This window comes from Streptomyces sp. NPDC002640 (genome assembly GCF_053592575.1).
In genome coordinates, this window is record NZ_JBSFVZ010000007.1 from 75803 (window position 1) to 94700 (window position 18898).

17 protein-coding genes are annotated in these 18898 nt (G+C 72.3%); 1 reads left to right on the forward strand and 16 read right to left on the reverse strand.

Translation table 11 applies throughout. From position 1 onward, the window contains the following. Positions 1-14 precede the first annotated feature (14 nt). The 14 genes from ACWD3O_RS11645 to pyrR form a co-directional block, all read right to left on the reverse strand. A complete protein-coding gene (locus ACWD3O_RS11645; RefSeq protein WP_451415734.1) occupies positions 15-2168 on the reverse strand; it encodes a primosomal protein N' in 2154 nt (717 codons plus the stop codon). A gap of 130 nt (positions 2169-2298) precedes the next feature. Continuing rightward, a complete protein-coding gene (gene metK / locus ACWD3O_RS11650) occupies positions 2299-3507 on the reverse strand; it encodes a methionine adenosyltransferase (RefSeq protein WP_451415735.1) in 1209 nt (402 codons plus the stop codon). A gap of 194 nt (positions 3508-3701) precedes the next feature. Then, positions 3702-4931 carry a bifunctional phosphopantothenoylcysteine decarboxylase/phosphopantothenate--cysteine ligase CoaBC gene (gene coaBC, locus ACWD3O_RS11655; protein WP_451415736.1) on the reverse strand — a complete coding sequence of 410 codons (1230 nt, stop codon included), beginning with the start codon at positions 4929-4931 and terminating at the stop codon, positions 3702-3704. Between the two features lie 169 nt (positions 4932-5100). Continuing rightward, positions 5101-5385, reverse strand: a complete 285-nt coding sequence (gene rpoZ / locus ACWD3O_RS11660; protein ID WP_108957089.1) for a DNA-directed RNA polymerase subunit omega — start codon at positions 5383-5385, stop codon at positions 5101-5103. A 255-nt stretch (positions 5386-5640) separates the two neighbouring features. Then, a complete protein-coding gene (gmk, locus tag ACWD3O_RS11665; RefSeq protein ID WP_451415737.1) occupies positions 5641-6237 on the reverse strand; it encodes a guanylate kinase in 597 nt (198 codons plus the stop codon). Positions 6238-6274: 37 nt separating this feature from the next. Next, entirely contained in the window at positions 6275-6598 is a 324-nt protein-coding gene (locus ACWD3O_RS11670; RefSeq protein ID WP_108957087.1) for an integration host factor, read from the reverse strand. Between the two features lie 311 nt (positions 6599-6909). Next, positions 6910-7752, reverse strand: coding sequence for an orotidine-5'-phosphate decarboxylase (gene pyrF, locus ACWD3O_RS11675; RefSeq protein WP_451415738.1), 843 nt, complete (start codon positions 7750-7752; stop codon positions 6910-6912). Further along, on the reverse strand, positions 7749-8882 hold the full coding sequence (locus ACWD3O_RS11680; protein ID WP_451410928.1) for a quinone-dependent dihydroorotate dehydrogenase: 1134 nt from the start codon (positions 8880-8882) through the stop codon (positions 7749-7751). The genes pyrF and ACWD3O_RS11680 overlap by 4 nt, the downstream gene beginning before the upstream one ends. A gap of 53 nt (positions 8883-8935) precedes the next feature. Continuing rightward, positions 8936-12247: a carbamoyl-phosphate synthase large subunit gene (carB, locus tag ACWD3O_RS11685; RefSeq protein WP_451415739.1), complete on the reverse strand. Its 3312-nt coding sequence runs from the start codon at positions 12245-12247 to the stop codon at positions 8936-8938. Beyond that, a complete protein-coding gene (gene carA / locus ACWD3O_RS11690) occupies positions 12240-13379 on the reverse strand; it encodes a glutamine-hydrolyzing carbamoyl-phosphate synthase small subunit (protein WP_451415740.1) in 1140 nt (379 codons plus the stop codon). The genes carB and carA overlap by 8 nt, the downstream gene beginning before the upstream one ends. Continuing rightward, positions 13376-13963, reverse strand: a complete 588-nt coding sequence (locus ACWD3O_RS11695; RefSeq protein ID WP_451410931.1) for a PH-like domain-containing protein — start codon at positions 13961-13963, stop codon at positions 13376-13378. The genes carA and ACWD3O_RS11695 overlap by 4 nt, the downstream gene beginning before the upstream one ends. Beyond that, positions 13960-15249, reverse strand: a complete 1290-nt coding sequence (locus ACWD3O_RS11700) for a dihydroorotase (protein ID WP_451415741.1) — start codon at positions 15247-15249, stop codon at positions 13960-13962. The genes ACWD3O_RS11695 and ACWD3O_RS11700 overlap by 4 nt, the downstream gene beginning before the upstream one ends. Before the next feature lie 26 nt (positions 15250-15275). Further along, positions 15276-16241 carry an aspartate carbamoyltransferase catalytic subunit gene (locus ACWD3O_RS11705; RefSeq protein WP_451410933.1) on the reverse strand — a complete coding sequence of 322 codons (966 nt, stop codon included), beginning with the start codon at positions 16239-16241 and terminating at the stop codon, positions 15276-15278. Positions 16242-16331: 90 nt separating this feature from the next. Further along, positions 16332-16925 (reverse strand): bifunctional pyr operon transcriptional regulator/uracil phosphoribosyltransferase PyrR, encoded by a 594-nt coding sequence (pyrR, locus tag ACWD3O_RS11710; RefSeq protein ID WP_451415742.1) that lies wholly within the window; start codon positions 16923-16925, stop codon positions 16332-16334. A gap of 340 nt (positions 16926-17265) precedes the next feature. Here pyrR and bldD point away from each other — a divergent pair, with 340 nt between their 5' ends. Then, entirely contained in the window at positions 17266-17766 is a 501-nt protein-coding gene (bldD, locus tag ACWD3O_RS11715; RefSeq protein WP_451415743.1) for a transcriptional regulator BldD, read from the forward strand. Between the two features lie 113 nt (positions 17767-17879). Here the strand turns inward: bldD and nusB are convergent, their stop codons facing one another. Together nusB and efp are read right to left on the reverse strand one after the other, a co-directional pair. Further along, a complete protein-coding gene (gene nusB, locus ACWD3O_RS11720; RefSeq protein ID WP_451410934.1) occupies positions 17880-18314 on the reverse strand; it encodes a transcription antitermination factor NusB in 435 nt (144 codons plus the stop codon). Between the two features lie 2 nt (positions 18315-18316). After that, positions 18317-18883 carry an elongation factor P gene (gene efp / locus ACWD3O_RS11725; RefSeq protein WP_151774879.1) on the reverse strand — a complete coding sequence of 189 codons (567 nt, stop codon included), beginning with the start codon at positions 18881-18883 and terminating at the stop codon, positions 18317-18319. Between the last annotated feature and the right edge of the window lie 15 nt (positions 18884-18898).

Sequence of the window (18898 nt, forward strand, 5' to 3'; positions counted from 1 at the left end):
CCCGCCCCGTGGGGTCAGCCGATGTCCGGGGGGTCGATGCGGAGGCGGACCGGTGCGGCGCCGCCGCGGGCCATGCGGGCGGCCTGGGCGGACTTGAGGGCGGCGGCCAGGGCCGCGCCCCGCCCGGGCGGCACGCGCACGAGGACCCGCTCCCAGATCTCCCCCGGCGGCGGCGCCCCGCGCCGCACGGCGCGGCCCGGAGGCGTCACCGGCAGCGGCACCGGCCCGAGGACCTCCGCCTCCCCGGGCAGCTCCGCCGCGGCGACGAACTCCGCCACGGCCTCCGGCGGCCCCGACACGGACGCCATCCGGGAGACCGGCGGGAACCCGAGCTCCGCCCGCTCGGACAACTCCCGCAGCGCGTGTCCCACGGGGTCCCACCGCACCAGCGCCTGCACGGGCCGCAGCGTCGGCTCGGCGATGACGACGACCGTCCCGCCGGCCTCCTGGCCCCGCACCAGCGCCGCCGCGGCGATCCACCGCCGCAGCGCCTCCTCGCCGGAGCGCAGGTCCTGGCGTCCCAGCATCGCCCAGCCGTCGAGCAGCAGCGCCGCCGCGTAGCCGCCCTCGGCGACCGGCTCGGCGCCGGGCGTGGACACCACCAGCGACGGTGTGCCCGGCACGGTGTCCAGCACCTGCTCGCGCCCCGACGTCCGCACCGGCACGGAGGGGAACGCGCGCCCCAGCTCCTCCGCGGTCCGCCGCGCGCCCACCACGCTGGCCCGCAGCCGGAACGCGCCGCACTCCGGGCAGTGCCACTCCGCCTCGGGCCGCCCGCACCAGCCGCAGGCCAGGCGGGTCTCGTCCTGCCCCTCCAGGGGGCCGGCGCAGTGCCGGCAGCGGGCGGGCGTGCGGCAGTTCGCGCAGGCCAGCCGGGGGACGTAGCCGCGCCGGGGCACCTGCACCAGCACGGGACCGTGCCGCAGGCCCTCGCGCGCGGTCTGCCAGGCCAGGGTGGGCAGCCGGGCCGCCCGGGCCGCCTCGTCGCGCGCCAGGTCCTGGTCGCCGACGGTCCGCACCAGTGGCGCGGCGGCCCGCACCAGTGAGCGGTCGGCCACCAGGGGCCGCGCCCAGCCGCTCTCGACCAGCTGGGCGGCCTCCACCGTGGTGCTCCACGCCCCCAGCAGGAACCCGCAGCCGTGGAGCGCGGCGCGCAGTTCCAGCACCTCGCGGGCGTGCGGCTGGGGGGCGTGCGGTTCGCTGTGGCTGCCGTCGCCGTCGTCCCAGAGCGCGACCAGGCCGAGGTCGCGGACGGGCGCGAACATGGCGGCGCGGGTGCCCACGACCGCGCGCACCGCCCCGCGCCGTACCGCGAGCCACTGCCGGTACCGCTTCTCGGGGCCGGCGTCGGCGGTCAGCAGCACGTGGCGGCCCTCGCCGAGCAGGGCGGTCAGCGCCGCGTCGACGCGGGCGGCGGCGCGCCCGTCGGGGACCACGACCAGCGCGCCCCGCCCGGAGGCGAGCGTGGCGGCGACCGCGCGGGCGGTCTCCTCGCTCCAGGCGGGGCCCGGCAGGGCGTTCCACACGGCGCGCGGGGAGCCGCCCGTCGCCAGGCTCTCCAGGAACGCCGGGCCCTGGTCGTACCGGCTCCACGTGCCGGGGGCGGGGGCCGGGGGCGGCGGCAGCGGGTCGGGCGAGGGGGCGCGTTCCGCGGTGGCGTTGCGGGGCGGGACGGCGAGCTGCAGGACGTCGGCGAGGCTGCCGGCGTAGCGGTCGGCGACGGCGCGGCAGAGCGTGAGCAGCTCGGGGCCGAGGACCGGCTCGGGCGACACCACCTGCGCGAGGGCGGCGAGGGGGCCGCTGTAGTCGGACTCGGCGAGCCGCTCGACGACGAAGCCGTCGACCAGGCCGCCGCCCTCCCTGCGGCCGCCGCGCACCCGGTTGCGGCCGGCGCCGAACCGGACCCGGACGCGGACGCCCGGCTGGGCGTCGGCGTCGAGCTCGGCGGGGACGGCGTAGTCGAAGTAGCGGTCCAGGTGGAGGACGCCCTTGTCGACGAGGACGCGGGCCACGGGCAGCCGCTCCGCGACGGGCGCGCCGCGCCAGGTCCTGGGCTTGGCCTTGGGGGCCTTCGCCTTCCCCTCGCGGACGCTCTCCCGGATGAGCGCGAGCTGCTCGGGCGGCGCGCCGTCCGCGCCGCCCTCCCGGGGGGTCTTCTCGCTGCTCACACCGCCATTCTTCCACCGGGATCCGACAGCGACGCCCGGCCCGGTGCCCGACCCAGCCGCTCCGTACGGCCGAGGCCCGGTCCCCCGTCGGACGGGGTACCGGGCCTCGGTCGTGCGGAGGGCGGGGGTACTACACCCCGGCGGCCTTCTTCAGGGCGTCCACGCGGTCCGTGCGCTCCCAGGTGAAGTCGGGCAGCTCGCGGCCGAAGTGGCCGTACGCCGCCGTCTGGGCGTAGATCGGACGGAGCAGGTCCAGGTCGCGGATGATCGCGGCGGGACGCAGGTCGAAGACCTGGCCGATGGCGGCCTGGATCTTCTCCACGCCGACCTTCTCGGTGCCGAAGGTCTCGACGAACAGACCCACCGGCTCGGCCTTGCCGATCGCGTACGCGACCTGCACCTCGCACCGCGCGGCGAGACCGGCCGCGACGACGTTCTTGGCGACCCAGCGCATCGCGTACGCCGCGGAGCGGTCCACCTTGGACGGGTCCTTGCCCGAGAAGGCGCCGCCGCCGTGACGGGCCATGCCGCCGTAGGTGTCGATGATGATCTTGCGGCCGGTGAGGCCGGCGTCACCCATCGGGCCGCCGATCTCGAAGCGGCCGGTCGGGTTGACCAGCAGGCGGTAGCCCTCGGTCTCCAGCTTGATGCCGTCGTCCGACAGCGCCCGCAGCTCCGGCTCCACCACGTACTCGCGGATGTCCGGGGTCAGCAGCGAGTCCAGGTCGATGTCCGAGGCGTGCTGCGAGGAGACGACCACGGTGTCCAGACGGACCGCCTTGTCGCCGTCGTACTCGATGGTGACCTGGGTCTTGCCGTCGGGGCGCAGGTACGGGATGGTCCCGTTCTTGCGCACGTCGGAGAGGCGCTTCGACAGGCGGTGCGCCAGGAAGACCGGCAGCGGCATCAGGGTCGGCGTCTCGTCGGAGGCGTAGCCGAACATCAGGCCCTGGTCGCCGGCGCCCTGCTTGTCCAGCTCGTCCTCGTCACCCTCGACACGCGCCTCGTAGGCGGCGTCGACACCCTGGGCGATGTCGGGGGACTGCGCGCCGATGGAGACCGACACGCCGCAGGAGGCCCCGTCGAAGCCCTTCTTCGAGGAGTCGTACCCGATCTCGAGGATCTTGTCGCGCACCAGCTGCGGGATCGGGGCGTAGGCCTTGGTGGTGACCTCGCCGGCGACGTGCACCAGGCCGGTGGTGATCAGCGTCTCGACGGCGACCCGGGAGGTGGGGTCCTCACGCAGCAGCGCGTCGAGAATCGTGTCGCTGATCTGGTCAGCGATCTTGTCGGGGTGACCTTCGGTCACGGACTCCGAGGTGAACAGGCGACGGGACACAACGCTCCCTGGGTTTGCAGCGGCTGCTGGCTGAATTCTTGGCGACGGCACGGGGCTGCTGCCCGGACGTCCGGCACAGTCTAGTCGGTTCCGCCCGACTGGCGGGCCACCGATCTCACCCTACGGGCGGCGGACCGCTGGACGGTCCGTGATGTTCGGGACATTCCGCCCCGCACCAGGGTCGCGGGTGTAGATCATCCGCCCAGCCGCCCGGCGACCAGGTCCCAGACGACGTCCGCGAGGTCCTCCTTGGGGCCGTGCGGGACGGGCGTCTCGCCGCCGTCGGCGCCGAGCACCAGGGCCTCGTTCTCCTCCGAGCCGAAGGTGAGGTTCTCCCCCACCTGGTTGACGACGAGGAAGTCGCAGCCCTTGCGCTTCAGCTTGGCCCGGCCGTTGGCCACCACGTCGTCGGTCTCGGCGGCGAAGCCGACGACGACCTGGCCGGGGCGGGCCCGCTCGGCGGAGATCTCCGCCAGCACGTCCGGGTTGCGGACCAGGGCGACCGGCTCCGGCTCCTGGCCGTCCCTCTTCTTGATCTTGCCCTCGGCGTAGACGGCGGGCCGGAAGTCGGCGACGGCGGCGGCCATCACCACGGCGTCGGCGTCCCGGGCGGCCCGCAGGACGGCCTCCCGCAGCTCGACGGCGGTGCCGACGCGGACCACGTCCACCCCCGCCGGGTCGGGCAGCGCGGCGTTGGCGGCGACGAGGGTCACCCGGGCGCCCCGGGCGGCGGCGGTCCTGGCGAGGGCGTAGCCCTGCTTGCCGGAGGAGCGGTTGCCGAGGAACCGGACCGGGTCCAGCGGCTCACGGGTGCCGCCGGCGCTGATCACCACATGGCGTCCGGCCAGGTCGGCGGGGGCCGTGCCGCGGACCAGGACCCGGCGGCAGATCTCGAAGATCTCCACCGGGTCGGGGAAGCGCCCCTTGCCGGTGTCGACGCCGGTCAGGCGGCCCACGGCCGGCTCGACCACCACGGCGCCGCGGCGGCGCAGCGTGGCCACGTTCTCCTGGGTGGCCGGGTGCTCCCACATCTCGGTGTGCATGGCGGGGGCGAAGACCACCGGGCAGCGGGCGGTCAGCAGGGTGTTGGTGAGGAGGTCGTCGGCGAGGCCGTGGGCGGCCTTGGCGAGCATGTCCGCGGTGGCGGGGGCGACCACGACCAGGTCGGCGTGCTGCCCGATGCGCACGTGCGGCACCTCGTGGACGGACTCCCACACCTCGGCGGAGACCGGGTTGCCGGAGAGCGCCGACCAGGTGGGGGCGCCGACGAACTTCAGCGCGGAGGCGGTGGGCACCACCCGGACGTCGTGGCCGGACTCGGTGAACCGCCGCAGCAGTTCGCACGCCTTGTAGGCGGCGATGCCGCCGCTGACGCCCAGGACGATCCGGGGCCGGCCGTCCGTCTCGTGCACCGTCGTGTCCACCGTGTCTCTCCCTGAAGTGACTGCCTGCGTGGTCCGAGCCTACGGGGGCGCCGGGCCGTCCCCGGAGGGACCCGGGCAGACCACAGGCCCGGCAGTGTGACTGCCGGGCCTGTGGCCGGTGCTGTTCTCCGCCGGAGGCGGGGTGGCTCCGCGGGGCGGGGCCGGCGCCTCAGCGCGTCGGGTCCGTCGCCGGGCCGTCGACGGCCTCGGAGGTGAGCAGACCGGCGTTGATCTCGCGCAGGGCGATCGAGAGGGGCTTCTCGTGGACGTGGGTGTCGACGAGCGGGCCCACGTACTCGAGGAGGCCCTCACCGAGCTGCGAGTAGTACGCGTTGATCTGGCGGGCACGCTTGGCCGCGTAGATCACCAGGCTGTACTTCGAGTCGGTGGCCTCGAGGAGCTCGTCGATCGGCGGGTTGATGATGCCCTCGGGCGCGGTCATGGAAGAGGACACGCTCTGACCTTCCGATAAAGGGGAATGAGATCTGGAAGCTCTCCCGCCTGGATCGCTCCGGCGGGTTTGGCGGGCACCGGGTGCCCGTCCCACGACGGTCCTCCCGACCGCCGGGCAGGTCCGTGACCTGCCGCGTGCCGGCATGCGCGTACGACGTGCGCGTCCGGCCGACACCCCGGAGTATAGCTTCGCGGGCGGGCGATCCGCGCAGCGTACCCCGCGGCCGCCCCTCGCGCGAGGGGCGGCCGGGGTGCGTCAGGCGGCGCCCATGAGGGTCAGCAGCTCCCGCGCCACGGCGTCCACGGAGGTGTTGACCAGGGTGACGTCGAACTCGGGCTCGGCCGCGAGTTCCACCTTGGCGGCCTCGAGACGGCGCTCGATGACCTCGGCGGACTCCGTGCCGCGCCCGGTCAGTCGGCGCACCAGCTCCTCCCAGGACGGCGGAGCGAGGAACACCAGCTGGGCCTGCGGCATGGACGCGCGCACCAGGCGCGCGCCCTGGAGGTCGATCTCGAGGAGGACCGGCTTGCCCGCCCCCAGTCGCTCCATGACCGCGGCACGCGGGGTGCCGTAGCGGTTGCCGGCGAACTCGGCCCACTCGAGCAGCTCACCGTTGGCGATCATCTTGTCCATCTCCTCGTCGGTGACGAAGAAGTAGTGGACACCGTCCTGCTCGCCCGGTCGGGGCTTGCGGGTGGTCGCCGACACGGAGAGCCACACGTCGGGGTGTTCGTTGCGCATATGGGCGACGACCGTGCTCTTGCCGACCCCGGAGGGGCCGGAGAGCACGGTCAGACGCGGACGTACGTCCTGGGGGACGGGGGTGGTCGTCCCCCGGGGTGTTGCAGCCATGCGCCGATTATTCCAGTAATCCCGGGCGGACCGGGACTCAGGAGGCGCTGCCGCCGAACTCCCGCTCCAGGGAGGCGATCTGGTTGGAGCCCAGGCCACGCACCCGGCGGCTCTCGGAGATGCCGAGTCGCTCCATGATCTGCTTGGCGCGGACCTTGCCCACGCCGGGCAGCGACTCGAGCAGGGCGGAGACCTTCATCTTGCCGATGACGTCGTTCTCCTGGCCCTGCTTGATCACCTCGTGCAGGGAGGCGCCGGAGTGCTTGAGTCGATTCTTGACCTCGGCCCGCTCCCGGCGAGCCGCGGCGGCCTTTTCGAGCGCGGCTGCGCGCTGTTCGGGGGTAAGGGGCGGAAGAGCCACGCCTACGTCACCTCGGATGTCGAACTGTCGGATACGGACCGGTGAGGAACTCGCTTGCCCCACACCCGGTGAGCCACACACCACAGTTGGCCTGTGGCTCTGCTCGGAGACTAGCGGTCCGGACCGCGAGAGTCAGCGAGAACGACGGAAAAGTCCTGGTCAGACTCAGTAGCGGGCCCAAAGCGGCCGACATTTGCGACAAACCGGAGCGGTTTTGCGCGCCGGAAGGCGGGGATACGGACCGGGCGCGTCCGCCGCGGGGGGCCTTCCCCGCGGCGGACCGTGTCCGTCGGCGTGCCGTCGGGGTGCCGTCAGCCCGTCACGGCCGCGCGGATCTCGTCCGCGAACCGTCCCGCCGCGTCGCGCAGCGCCCCGGTGGACGGGCCCTCGCGCAGCACGCCGCGGCTGACGTTGGGGACGACGTTGCGCACCGCGGTGCCGAAGACCCGCGGCAGGTCGGCCGGCGTCGCGCCCTGGGCGCCGATGCCGGGGGCGAGCAGGGGCCCGTTGACGTCCAGGTCGTAGGAGGAGAGGTCGCCGAGGGTGGCACCCACCACCGCGCCGAACGATCCCAGCGGCTCCTGCCCGGCGTTCTCCTCGGCCAGGTGGGCCAGCATGGTCGCACCGACCCTGCGGCCGTCCTCGCGGACCGCGTGCTGGACCTCGCCGCCCTCGGGGTTTGAGGTGAGCGCGAGGACGAACAGCCCGGCACCGTTCTCCTTCGCCATGTCCACGGCGGGGGCGAGGGAGCCGTAGCCGAGGTAGGGCGAGACGGTCAGGGCGTCGGAGAAGAGCGGGGCGTCCTTGCGCAGGAACGACTCGGCGTAGGCGGCCATGGTGGAGCCGATGTCGCCGCGCTTGGCGTCCATCACCACCAGGGCGCCCGCGGCGCGGGCCTCCTCGACGGACTTCTCCAGGACCGCGAGCCCGCGGGATCCGAACCGCTCGAAGAAGGCGATCTGCGGCTTGAGGACGGCGACCCGGTCGGCCAGCGCCTCCACCACGGTGCGGCTGAACCGCTCGAGCCCGGCGACGTCGTCGGCCAGGCCCCAGGAGCCGAGCAGCGAGGCGTGCGGGTCGATGCCGACGCAGAGCGGGCCGCGCTCGTCCATGGCGCGGCGCAGGCGCGCGCCGAAGGGTTCCAGGTGGCTCATGCGGCGTTCTCCTCTTCGGCGGTCCTCACGTTCTTGCCGACGTCGGCGCCGACGGCGTCCGCGAGGGTGGCGTAGGGGCTCTGGCGCAGGCGCCGGGCCAGTCCCAGGTGGATCGCGCGGGCCCACAGGGGGCCCTCGTAGATGAAGGCGCTGTAGCCCTGGACGAGCGTGGCGCCGGCCAGGATGCGCTTCCAGACGTCCTCGGCCGTCTCGACGCCGCCGACGCCGACCAGGGTGATCCGGTCGCCGACGCGGGCGTAGAGGCGGCGCAGGACCTCCAGGGAGCGCTCCTTGAGCGGGGCGCCGGACAGGCCGCCGGTCTCCTGCACCACGGCGGGCGAGGACCTGAGGCCCAGGCCGGCACGGGCGATGGTGGTGTTGGTGGCGATGATGCCGTCCAGGCCGAGTTCGACGGCGAGGTCGGCGACGGCGTCCACGTCCTCGTCGGCGAGGTCGGGGGCGATCTTCACCAGCAGCGGCACGTGCCGGTCGGTCACCGTGCGGTCCGCGGCCTCGCGGACGGCGGTGAGCAGCGGGCGCAGCGCCTCGGTGGCCTGGAGGTTGCGCAGGCCGGGGGTGTTGGGCGAGGAGACGTTGACGACCAGGTAGTCGGCGTGGCGGGCGAGCCGCTCGGCGGACTTCACGTAGTCGGCGGCGGCCTCCTCCTCGGGGACGGCCTTGGTCTTGCCGATGTTGACGCCGACGACCGGCTTGAAGACCGGCCGACGGGCGGCCAGGCGGGCGGCGACGGCGGCGGAGCCGTCGTTGTTGAAGCCCATCCGGTTGATCAGCGCGCGGTCGGCCACCAGGCGGAAGAGGCGCTTCTTCGGGTTGCCGGGCTGGGCCTCGCCGGTGACCGTGCCGATCTCGACGTGGTCGAAGCCGAGCATGGCCATGCCGTCGATGGCGACGGCGTTCTTGTCGAAGCCGGCGGCCAGGCCGAACGGGCCGTGCATCCGGAGGCCGAACGCCTCGGTGCGCAGCTCGGTGTACCGGGGGGCGAGCCAGGCGGCGAGGTAGGTCCGCAGCACGGGGACGCGGGCGGCCAGGCGGATCCAGCGGAAGGCCAGGTGGTGGGCGTTCTCCGGGTCCATCCGGGAGAACACCAGGCGGAAGAACAGCTTGTACATGGAAGAGGGCTCCTCATGAGGAGGGGGACACCTTCCGGTGTCCCCCTCGTCGGTCACTGTCCGCGCGACGCGGTCAGCTGTTCCGCGTGTTCCTGCAGGGAGCGGACCCCGACGTCGCCCTGGGTGAGGGCGTCGATGCCCTGCACCGCGGCGGCGAGCGCCTGGACGGTGGTGAGGCAGGGCACGCCGCGGGCCACGGAGGCGGTGCGGATGTCGTAGCCGTCGAGGCGGCCGCCGGTGCCGAACGGGGTGTTGACGATGAGGTCGACCTGGCCGTCGTGGATCAGCTGGACGATCGTCTTCTCGCCGTTCGGGCCCTCGCCCTCGGACTGCTTGCGCACCACGGTGGCGGGGATGCCGTTGCGGCGCAGGACCTCGGCGGTGCCGGAGGTGGCGAGCAGCTCGAAGCCGTGCGCGACCAGTTCACGGGCCGGGAAGATCATCGAGCGCTTGTCCCGGTTGGCGACCGAGATGAAGGCGCGTCCCTTGGTGGGCAGCGGGCCGTAGGCGCCGGCCTGCGACTTGGCGTAGGCGGTGCCGAAGACCGAGTCGATGCCCATGACCTCGCCGGTGGAGCGCATCTCCGGGCCGAGGACGGTGTCCACGCCGCGGCCGTGCACGTCGCGGAAGCGCGACCACGGCATCACGGCCTCCTTGACGGAGATCGGCGCGTCCAGCGGCAGGTCGCCGCCGTCGCCGTTCGCCGGGAGCAGGCCCTCGGCGCGCAGCTCGGCGATGGTGGTGCCGAGCGAGATGCGGGCGGCGGCCTTGGCGAGCGGCACCGCGGTGGCCTTCGAGGTGAAGGGCACGGTGCGCGAGGCGCGCGGGTTGGCCTCCAGCACGTAGAGGATGTCGCCCGCGAGCGCGAACTGGATGTTGATCAGGCCGCGGACGCCGACGCCCTTGGCGATGGCCTCGGTGGAGGCGCGCAGCCGCTTGATGTCGAAGCCGCCGAGGGTGATCGGGGGCAGGGCGCACGCCGAGTCGCCGGAGTGGATGCCGGCCTCCTCGATGTGCTCCATGACGCCGCCGAGGTAGAGCTCGGTGCCGTCGTAGAGGGCGTCGACGTCGATCTCGACCGCGTCGTCGAGGAAGCGGTCGACCAGGACGGGGCGGTCCGGGGAGATCTCGGTGGACTCGGAGATGTACGCCTCGAGGCGGGACTCCTCGTAGACGATCTCCATGCCGCGGCCGCCGAGCACGTAGGACGGGCGGACCAGGACCGGGTAGCCGATCTCGTCGGCGATCCGCTTGGCCTCGGCGAAGGTGGTGGCGGTGCCGTGCTTGGGGGCGGGCAGGCCGGCCTCGGCGAGGACGCGGCCGAAGGCGCCGCGGTCCTCGGCGGCGTGGATGGCCTCCGGGGAGGTGCCGACGACGGGCACGCCGTTGTCCTTGAGCGCCTGGGACAGGCCCAGCGGGGTCTGGCCGCCGAGCTGGACGACGACGCCGGCGACCGGGCCCGCCTGCTGCTCGGCGTGGACGATCTCCAGGACGTCCTCCAGGGTGAGCGGCTCGAAGTAGAGCCGGTCGGAGGTGTCGTAGTCGGTGGAGACGGTCTCCGGGTTGCAGTTGACCATCACGGTCTCGTAGCCGGCGTCGCTGAGCGCGAAGGAGGCGTGGACGCAGGAGTAGTCGAACTCGATGCCCTGGCCGATGCGGTTGGGGCCCGAGCCGAGGATGATCACCGCGGGGCGCTCGCGCGGGGCGACCTCGCTCTCCTCGTCGTAGGAGGAGTAGAAGTACGGGGTCTTCGCGGCGAACTCGGCGGCGCAGGTGTCGACCGTCTTGTAGACCGGGCGGACGCCGAGGGCGTGCCGGACCTGGCGGACGACGTCCTCGCGCAGGCCGCGGATCTCGGCGATCTGCTGGTCGGAGAAGCCGTGGCGCTTGGCGTCGGCGAGCAGCTCGGGGGTGAGCTCGGAGGCGGCGGCCAGCTCGTCGGCGATCTCCTTGATCAGGAAGAGCTGGTCGACGAACCAGGGGTCGATCTTCGTGTACTCGAAGACCTCCTCCTGGGTGGCCCCGGCCCGGATGGCCTGCATCACGGTGTTGATGCGGCCGTCGGTGGGCCGGACGGCCTCGCGCAGCAGCTCGTCCTTCTCGCCGGGCTCGCCGGTGAAGGTGAACTGGCTGCCCTTCTTCTCCAGGGAGCGCAGGGCCTTCTGCAGGGCCTCGGTGAAGTTGCGGCCCATGGCCATGGCCTCGCCCACCGACTTCATGGTGGTGGTGAGGGTGGAGTCGGCGGAGGGGAACTTCTCGAAGGCGAAGCGGGGCGCCTTGACCACGACGTAGTCGAGCGTCGGCTCGAAGGAGGCCGGGGTCTGCTCGGTGATGTCGTTGGGGATCTCGTCCAGCGTGTAGCCGACGGCCAGCTTGGCGGCGATCTTGGCGATCGGGAAGCCGGTGGCCTTGGAGGCGAGCGCGGAGGAGCGGGAGACGCGCGGGTTCATCTCGATGACGATGACCCGGCCGTCGGCGGGGTTGACGGCGAACTGGATGTTGCAGCCGCCGGTGTCGACGCCGACCTCGCGGATGACGGCGATGCCGATGTCGCGCAGGACCTGGTACTCGCGGTCGGTGAGGGTCATCGCCGGGGCGACGGTGATGGAGTCGCCGGTGTGGACGCCCATCGGGTCGAAGTTCTCGATGGAGCAGACGACCACGACGTTGTCGTGCTTGTCGCGCATCAGCTCCAGCTCGTACTCCTTCCAGCCGAGGATGGACTCCTCCAGGAGCACCTCGGTGGTCGGGGAGAGCGTGAGGCCCTGGCCGGCGATGCGGCGCAGCTCCTCCTCGTCGTGGGCGAAGCCGGAGCCGGCGCCGCCCATGGTGAAGGAGGGGCGCACGACGACCGGGTAGCCGCCGAGGGTGTCGACGCCGGCGAGGACGTCGTCCATGGAGTGGCAGATGACCGAGCGGGCGGACTCGCCGTGGCCGATCTTCTTGCGGACCTCCTCGACGACGACCTTGAACTGCTCGCGGTCCTCGCCCTTGTGGATGGCCTCGACGTTGGCGCCGATCAGCTCCACGCCGTACTTGGCGAGCGTGCCGTTCTCGTGGAGGGAGATCGCCGTGTTGAGCGCGGTCTGGCCGCCGAGGGTGGGCAGGAGGGCGTCGGGGCGCTCCTTGGCGATGATCTTCTCGACGAATTCGGGGGTGATCGGCTCCACGTAGGTGGCGTCGGCGATCTCCGGGTCGGTCATGATCGTCGCCGGGTTGGAGTTCACCAGGACGACCCGCAGGCCCTCGGCCTTGAGGACGCGGCACGCCTGGGTGCCGGAGTAGTCGAACTCCGCGGCCTGGCCGATGACGATCGGGCCGGAGCCGATGACCAGGACGGACTGGATATCGGTGCGCTTAGGCACGCTGGCCCTCCATGAGCTTCACGAAGCGGTCGAACAGGTAGGCGGCGTCGTGGGGACCCGCTGCCGCTTCGGGGTGGTACTGGACGCTGAACGCCGGCCGGTCGAGGAGCTGCAGGCCCTCGACCACGTTGTCGTTGAGGCAGACGTGGGAGACCTCGGCACGGCCGAAGGGGGTGTCGGAGACGGTGTCGAGCGGGGCGTCGACGGCGAATCCGTGGTTGTGGGCGGTGACCTCGACCTTGCCGGTGGTGCGGTCCTGGACCGGCTGGTTGATGCCGCGGTGGCCGTACTTCAGCTTGTAGGTGCCGAAGCCGAGGGCGCGGCCGAGGATCTGGTTGCCGAAGCAGATGCCGAAGAGCGGGGTGGAGCGCTCGAGCACGCCCCGCATCAGCTCGACGGGGTGGTCGGCGGCCTGGGGGTCGCCGGGGCCGTTGGAGAAGAACACGCCGTCGGGGTTCAGGGCGTAGATCTCGTCGAGCGTCGCGGTGGCGGGCAGGACGTGGACCTCGATGCCGCGCTCGGCCATCCGGTAGGGCGTCATGCCCTTGATGCCGAGGTCGACCGCCGCGACGGTGAACTTCTTCTCGCCCTGCGCCGGGACGACGTAGGCCTCGGTGGTGGCGACCTCCTCGTAGAGGCTGGCGCCCTTCATCGGGGCGGCCTCGCGCACCTTGGCGAGCATGGTCTCCTCGGCGGCGACGGCGTCGCCGGAGTAGATGCCGACGCGCATGGCGCCGCGCTCGCGCAGGTGGCGGGTGAGGGCGCGGGTGTCGATGCCGCTGATGCCCACGACGCCCTGCTCGGCGAGCTCGTCGTCGAGGGTGCGGGTGGAGCGCCAGTTCGAGGGGACCCGGGCGGGGTCGCGGACGACGTAGCCGGCCACCCAGATCTTGTGGGACTCGCGGTCCTCCTCGTTCATGCCCGTGTTGCCGACGTGCGGCGCCGTCATCACGACCACCTGGCGGTGGTAGGACGGGTCAGTGAGGGTCTCCTGGTAGCCGGTCATGCCGGTGGAGAACACGGCCTCGCCGAAGGTCTCCCCCACGGCCCCGTAGGCGCGGCCGCGGAAGATCCGGCCGTCCTCCAGGACGAGTACTGCGGGAGCCTTGGCTCCCCTGGTGGAGGTCGTCATCGTGCGCCTTCCGTCTGCTTCTTGTGCTGTTCGATCATGTCGTTGAGGGCGGTGACCCACTCGGGGTGTTCGGCCGAACGGTCGGAGCGGAAGCCGGAGTCGATCAGCCGGTCGCCCAGTTCCCAGGTCACCACCAGCAGGCCGCCCTCGGTGAGGACCTTGCCGGCGATGCCCTTGTCCAGCCGGGCCTCGCGGAGCTGCCCGGCGGGGACGAAGAAGTCGTTCGCGCCGGGGCGCTCGACGACCAGTCCGGTGCCGGTGAGGGTGAGCTCGGCCCGGCTCCGGGTGCCCAGGCCGTGGGCGACGATCCGGTCGAGCCACTGACCGGCGTGGGTGGAGCCGTGGTAGCGGCCGCTCAGGGTCAGCCGCGCCTCGCCCGGCTCCTCGGGGGCCTGGGGCAGCTCGGGGAGGTCGCTCTGGAGGGTGGCCCGCCACTTCCAGCCCTCGCGCATCAGCCAGTAGAGGAGCGCGACGAACAGGGCGAGACCGACCACCCAGGCGATGCGGCCCGGCCAGTTGGTGACCTCGGCCGACTTGCGTTCGGCCTCGGCGGCGAGGTGAAGAAGGGTGGTGGTGGTCGTCACGCGAGCTTCCCGTCCGAGTAGGTGGCCTTGCCCCGCAGCCACGTGTGGGTGACACGGCCCGGCAGCTCACGGCCCTCGTACGGGGTGTTGCGGCTGCGGGAGGCGAAGCCCGCGGGGTCCACGTCTCCACGGTATGCGGTGTCGACCAGCGTCAGGTTCGCGGGCTCACCGGCGGCCACCGGCCTGCCGTGGCCCTTGGCGCGGCCGATCCGGGCGGGCGCGGCGGACATCCGGTCGGCGACGCCGGCCCAGTCCAGCAGGCCGGTCTCCACCATGGTCTCCTGCACCACGGACAGGGCGGTCTCCAGGCCGACCATGCCCATGGCGGCCGCGGCCCACTCGCAGTCCTTGTCCTCGTGCGGGTGCGGGGCGTGGTCGGTGGCGACGATGTCGATCGTGCCGTCGGCCAGGGCCTCGCGCAGGGCCATCACGTCGCGCTCGGTGCGCAGCGGCGGGTTGACCTTGTAGACCGGGTTGTAGCTGCGGACCATCTCGTCGGTGAGCAGCAGGTGGTGCGGGGTGACCTCGGCGGTGACGTCGATGCCGCGGGACTTGGCCCAGCGGACGATCTCGACGGAGCCGGCCGTGGACAGGTGGCAGATGTGGACGCGGGAGCCGACGTGCTCGGCGAGCAGGACGTCGCGGGCGATGATCGACTCCTCGGCCACCGCCGGCCAGCCGCCGAGGCCGAGCTCGGCGGAGACCACGCCCTCGTTCATCTGGGCGCCCTCGGTGAGCCGGGGCTCCTGCGCGTGCTGGGCGACGACGCCGCCGAAGGCCTTCACGTACTCCAGCGCGCGGCGCATGATCACCGCGTCGTGGACGCACTTGCCGTCGTCGGAGAAGACGGTGACGCCGGCCGCGGACTCGTGCATCGCGCCGAGCTCGGCGAGCTTCTCGCCCTCCAGGCCGACGGTGACGGCGCCGATGGGCTGGACGTCGCAGTAGCCGTGTTCCTGGCCGAGGCGGTACACCTGCTCGACGACACCGGCGGTGTCGGCGACGGGGAAGGTGTTGGCCATGGCGTACACCTGGGTGTAGCCGCCCTTGGCCGCGGCGCGGGTGCCGGTGAGGACGGTCTCGGAGTCCTCGCGGCCGGGCTCGCGCAGGTGGGTGTGGAGGTCGACCAGGCCCGGCAGGAGGACCTTGCCCTCGGCCTCGATCACGGTCCCGACGCCCTCGGTGTCCAGGCCGGTTCCGACCGCGGCGATGGTGGCGCCGTCGATCAGCACGTCCTGCGGCTCGCCGCCCAGCACGCGCGCACCGCGGATCAGGGTCTTGCTCATGGGTTCTGCCTTTCCTCGGTACGGGTTCACTGGCCGGGCGTGGGCTCGTTGGCGTTGCCACCGAGCAGGAGGTAGAGGACCGCCATCCGGGTGAAGACGCCGTTGGCGACCTGCTCGGTGACGGTGCAGCGGTCGGAGTCGGCGACCTCGGCGGTGATCTCCATGCCGCGGACCATCGGGCCGGGGTGCATCACGATGGCGTGGTCGGGCATCTTCGCCATCCGGTCGCCGTCCAGGCCGTAACGGCGGGAGTACTCGCGCTCGGTGGGGAAGAAGGCGGCGTTCATCCGCTCGCGCTGGACGCGGAGCATCATCACCGCGTCGGCCTTGGGGAGGGCGGAGTCGAGGTCGTAGGAGACCGCGCAGGGCCAGTGCTCGACGCCGACCGGCAGCAGGGTCGGCGGGGCGACCAGGGTGACGTGGGCGCCGAGCGTGTGCAGCAGGTCGACGTTGGAGCGGGCGACCCGGCTGTGCAGGACGTCGCCGACGATGGTGACGTGCTTGCCGGCCAGGTCCTGGCCGAGGCCGGCGTCCGGGCCGATCAGGCGGCGGCGCATGGTGAAGGCGTCCAGCAGGGCCTGGGTGGGGTGCTGGTGGGTGCCGTCGCCGGCGTTGATCACCGGGGCGTCGATCCAGCCGGAGGTGGCCAGGCGGTAGGGGGCGCCGGAGGCGCTGTGGCGGATGACCACCGCGTCGACGCCCATGGCGGCCAGCGTCTGGGCGGTGTCCTTGAGGGACTCGCCCTTGGAGACGCTGGAGCCCTTGGCGGCGAAGTTGATGACGTCGGCGGACAGCCGCTTCTCGGCGGCCTCGAAGGAGATCCGGGTGCGGGTCGAGTCCTCGAAGAAGAGGTTGCAGACGGTGCGGCCGCGCAGGGCGGGCAGCTTCTTGACCGTGCGGTCCCCGACCCGGGCCATCTCCTCGGCGGTGTCGAGGATGTGGACGGCGTCGTCGCGGGTGAGGTCGGCGGCCGAGATGAGGTGGCGCTTCATCGGGCAGGCTCCGTGGGAAGGATCATCTGGGAGATTTCGGGCGTGGGCGGACGCGCGTGGGCGCCGGGTGGCGCGGGCACGCGGATGGGTCTACTGCCGTTCGCCCTGGGTGGCCTGCTTGGTCCCGAGCAGCACGGTGTCGCGACCGTCCTCCTCGGCGAGCAGCACCTTGACCGTCTCCCGCAGCGACGTGGGGAGGTTCTTGCCGACGTAGTCGGCGCGGATCGGCAGTTCGCGGTGGCCGCGGTCGACGAGGACCGCGAGCTGCACGGCGCGGGGGCGGCCGATGTCGTTCAGCGCGTCGAGGGCGGCGCGCACGGAGCGGCCGGAGAAGAGCACGTCGTCGACGAGGACGACCAGGCGGCCGTCGATGCCGTCACCGGGGATCTCGGTGCGGGCGAGCGCCCTGGGGGGCTGGAGCCGCAGGTCGTCGCGGTACATGGTGATGTCGAGGGAGCCGACGGGGATCTTCCGCCCGGTGATCTCCTCGAGCTTGTCGGCGATCCGCCGGGCGAGGTAGACGCCCCTGGTCGGGATGCCGAGCAGCACGACGCCCTCGGCGCCCTTGGCGCGTTCGACGATCTCGTGCGCGATGCGGGTCAGAACCCGCGCGATGTCCTGGGCCTCGAGCACGGCACGTGCGTCGGACCCCTGCGCCGCCGAGGCGGAGCTGTTCGTGTCCATACGAAAAGGACCTCCTTCTCCGCCTCACGGGACGGACTTTAAAGGACGTCGTGTTTACGGCCCCTACCCTAACAGGCCCCCGATCGCGTCCGGCGACACCCCTCCCCCGGCCCAGCATCCGCCCGCCTGACCCTCGCCTCACCCGTACGGAGTATCCAGGCGGACCGATCATCGAACCGTCGGTCCGGACCATTCCGCTTGACGGGGCAGCGTAACGCTGCGTAACCTTACAGTGAGTTACCAACCGTGCGGCACGCCGGGCGGGCGCCGGGCGCGAACAGCGTCACCACCGACCGCCCCGTACGCGCACCGCACGCGACGCCGACTGTCCGGGAGCTTTATGTCCAGCGAATACGCAAAGCAGCTCGGGGCCAAGCTCCGGGCCATCCGCACCCAGCAGGGGCTCTCCCTCCACGGTGTGGAGGAGAAGTCCCAGGGCCGCTGGAAGGCCGTCGTGGTCGGTTCCTACGAGCGCGGTGACCGCGCCGTGACCGTGCAGCGCCTCGCCGAGCTGGCGGACTTCTACGGCGTCCCCGTCCAGGAGCTGCTCCCCGGCACGACGCCGGGCGGCGCCGCCGAGCCCCCGCCGAAGCTGGTCCTCGACCTCGAGCGGCTCCAGCACGTCCCGGTGGAGAAGGCCGGCCCGCTGCAGCGCTACGCGGCGACGATCCAGTCCCAGCGCGGTGACTACAACGGCAAGGTGCTCTCGATCCGCCAGGACGACCTGCGCACCCTGGCCGTCATCTACGACCAGTCGCCCTCGGTGCTGACCGAGCAGCTGATCAGCTGGGGCGTCCTGGACGCCGACGCGCGCCGCGCGGTCGCGCACGAGGAGAACTGACCTCCCTCAGGAACGCCGAAGGGCCCCCAGCGTCACGCTGGGGGCCCTTCGCCGTGAGCTCCGTGCCGAGGCCGTGGCTCGGACCGTGGTCGGGCCGTGGCTCAGGCCGTGGCTCAGGCCTCTTCCCGCCGCAGCGAGGACTTGAGGTCCTTCAGCCGGCCCAGCAGTCCGTTCACGAACGCGGGCGAGTCGTCGGTCGAGAACTCCTTGGCCAGCTGCACCATCTCGTCCAGCACGACGGCGTCCGGCGTGCCGTCCACCCAGATCAGCTCGTAGGCGCCGAGCCGCAGGATGTTGCGGTCGACGACCGGCATGCGGTCCAGGGTCCAGTCCACGGCGTACTGGGCGATCAGCTCGTCGATGCGGCGGACGCGGTCCGCGTATCCCTCGACCAGCTCCATCGTGTACTCGCTCACCGGCGGCTGCCGGGGATCGTTCCGGGAGTGCCGGACCCAGTCGGCGAGGACGGACAGCACGTCGACGCCGCGCTGGTCGGCCTCGAAGAGGATCTGGAAGGCGCGCTTGCGGGCCGTGTTACGGGCAGCCACGGTTAGCTGTTCACCCGGCCGAGGTAGTCGCTCGTGCGGGTGTCGACCTTGATCTTCTCGCCCGTGGTGATGAAGAGCGGGACCTGGATCTGGTGGCCGGTCTCCAGGGTGGCGGGCTTGGTGCCACCGGTGGAGCGGTCGCCCTGGACGCCCGGCTCGGTCTCCTGGACGACCAGCTCGACGGCGGCCGGCAGCTCGACGAAGAGCACCTCGCCCTCGTGCTGGGCGACGACGGCGGTGAAGCCCTCGATCAGGAAGTTGGCGGCGTCGCCGACGGCCTTGCGGTCGACCATCAGCTGGTCGTAGGTGTCCATGTCCATGAACACGAAGTACTCGCCGTCCATGTACGAGAACTGCATGTCGCGCTTGTCAACGGTGGCCGTCTCGACCTTGACGCCGGCGTTGAAGGTCTTGTCGACGACCTTGCCGGAGAGCACGTTCTTGAGCTTGGTGCGCACGAAGGCCGGGCCCTTGCCGGGCTTGACGTGCTGGAACTCGACGACGGACCAGAGCTGGCCGCCTTCGAGCTTGAGCACCATGCCGTTCTTGAGGTCGTTCGTGGAAGCCACGGTTGCGGAATCTCC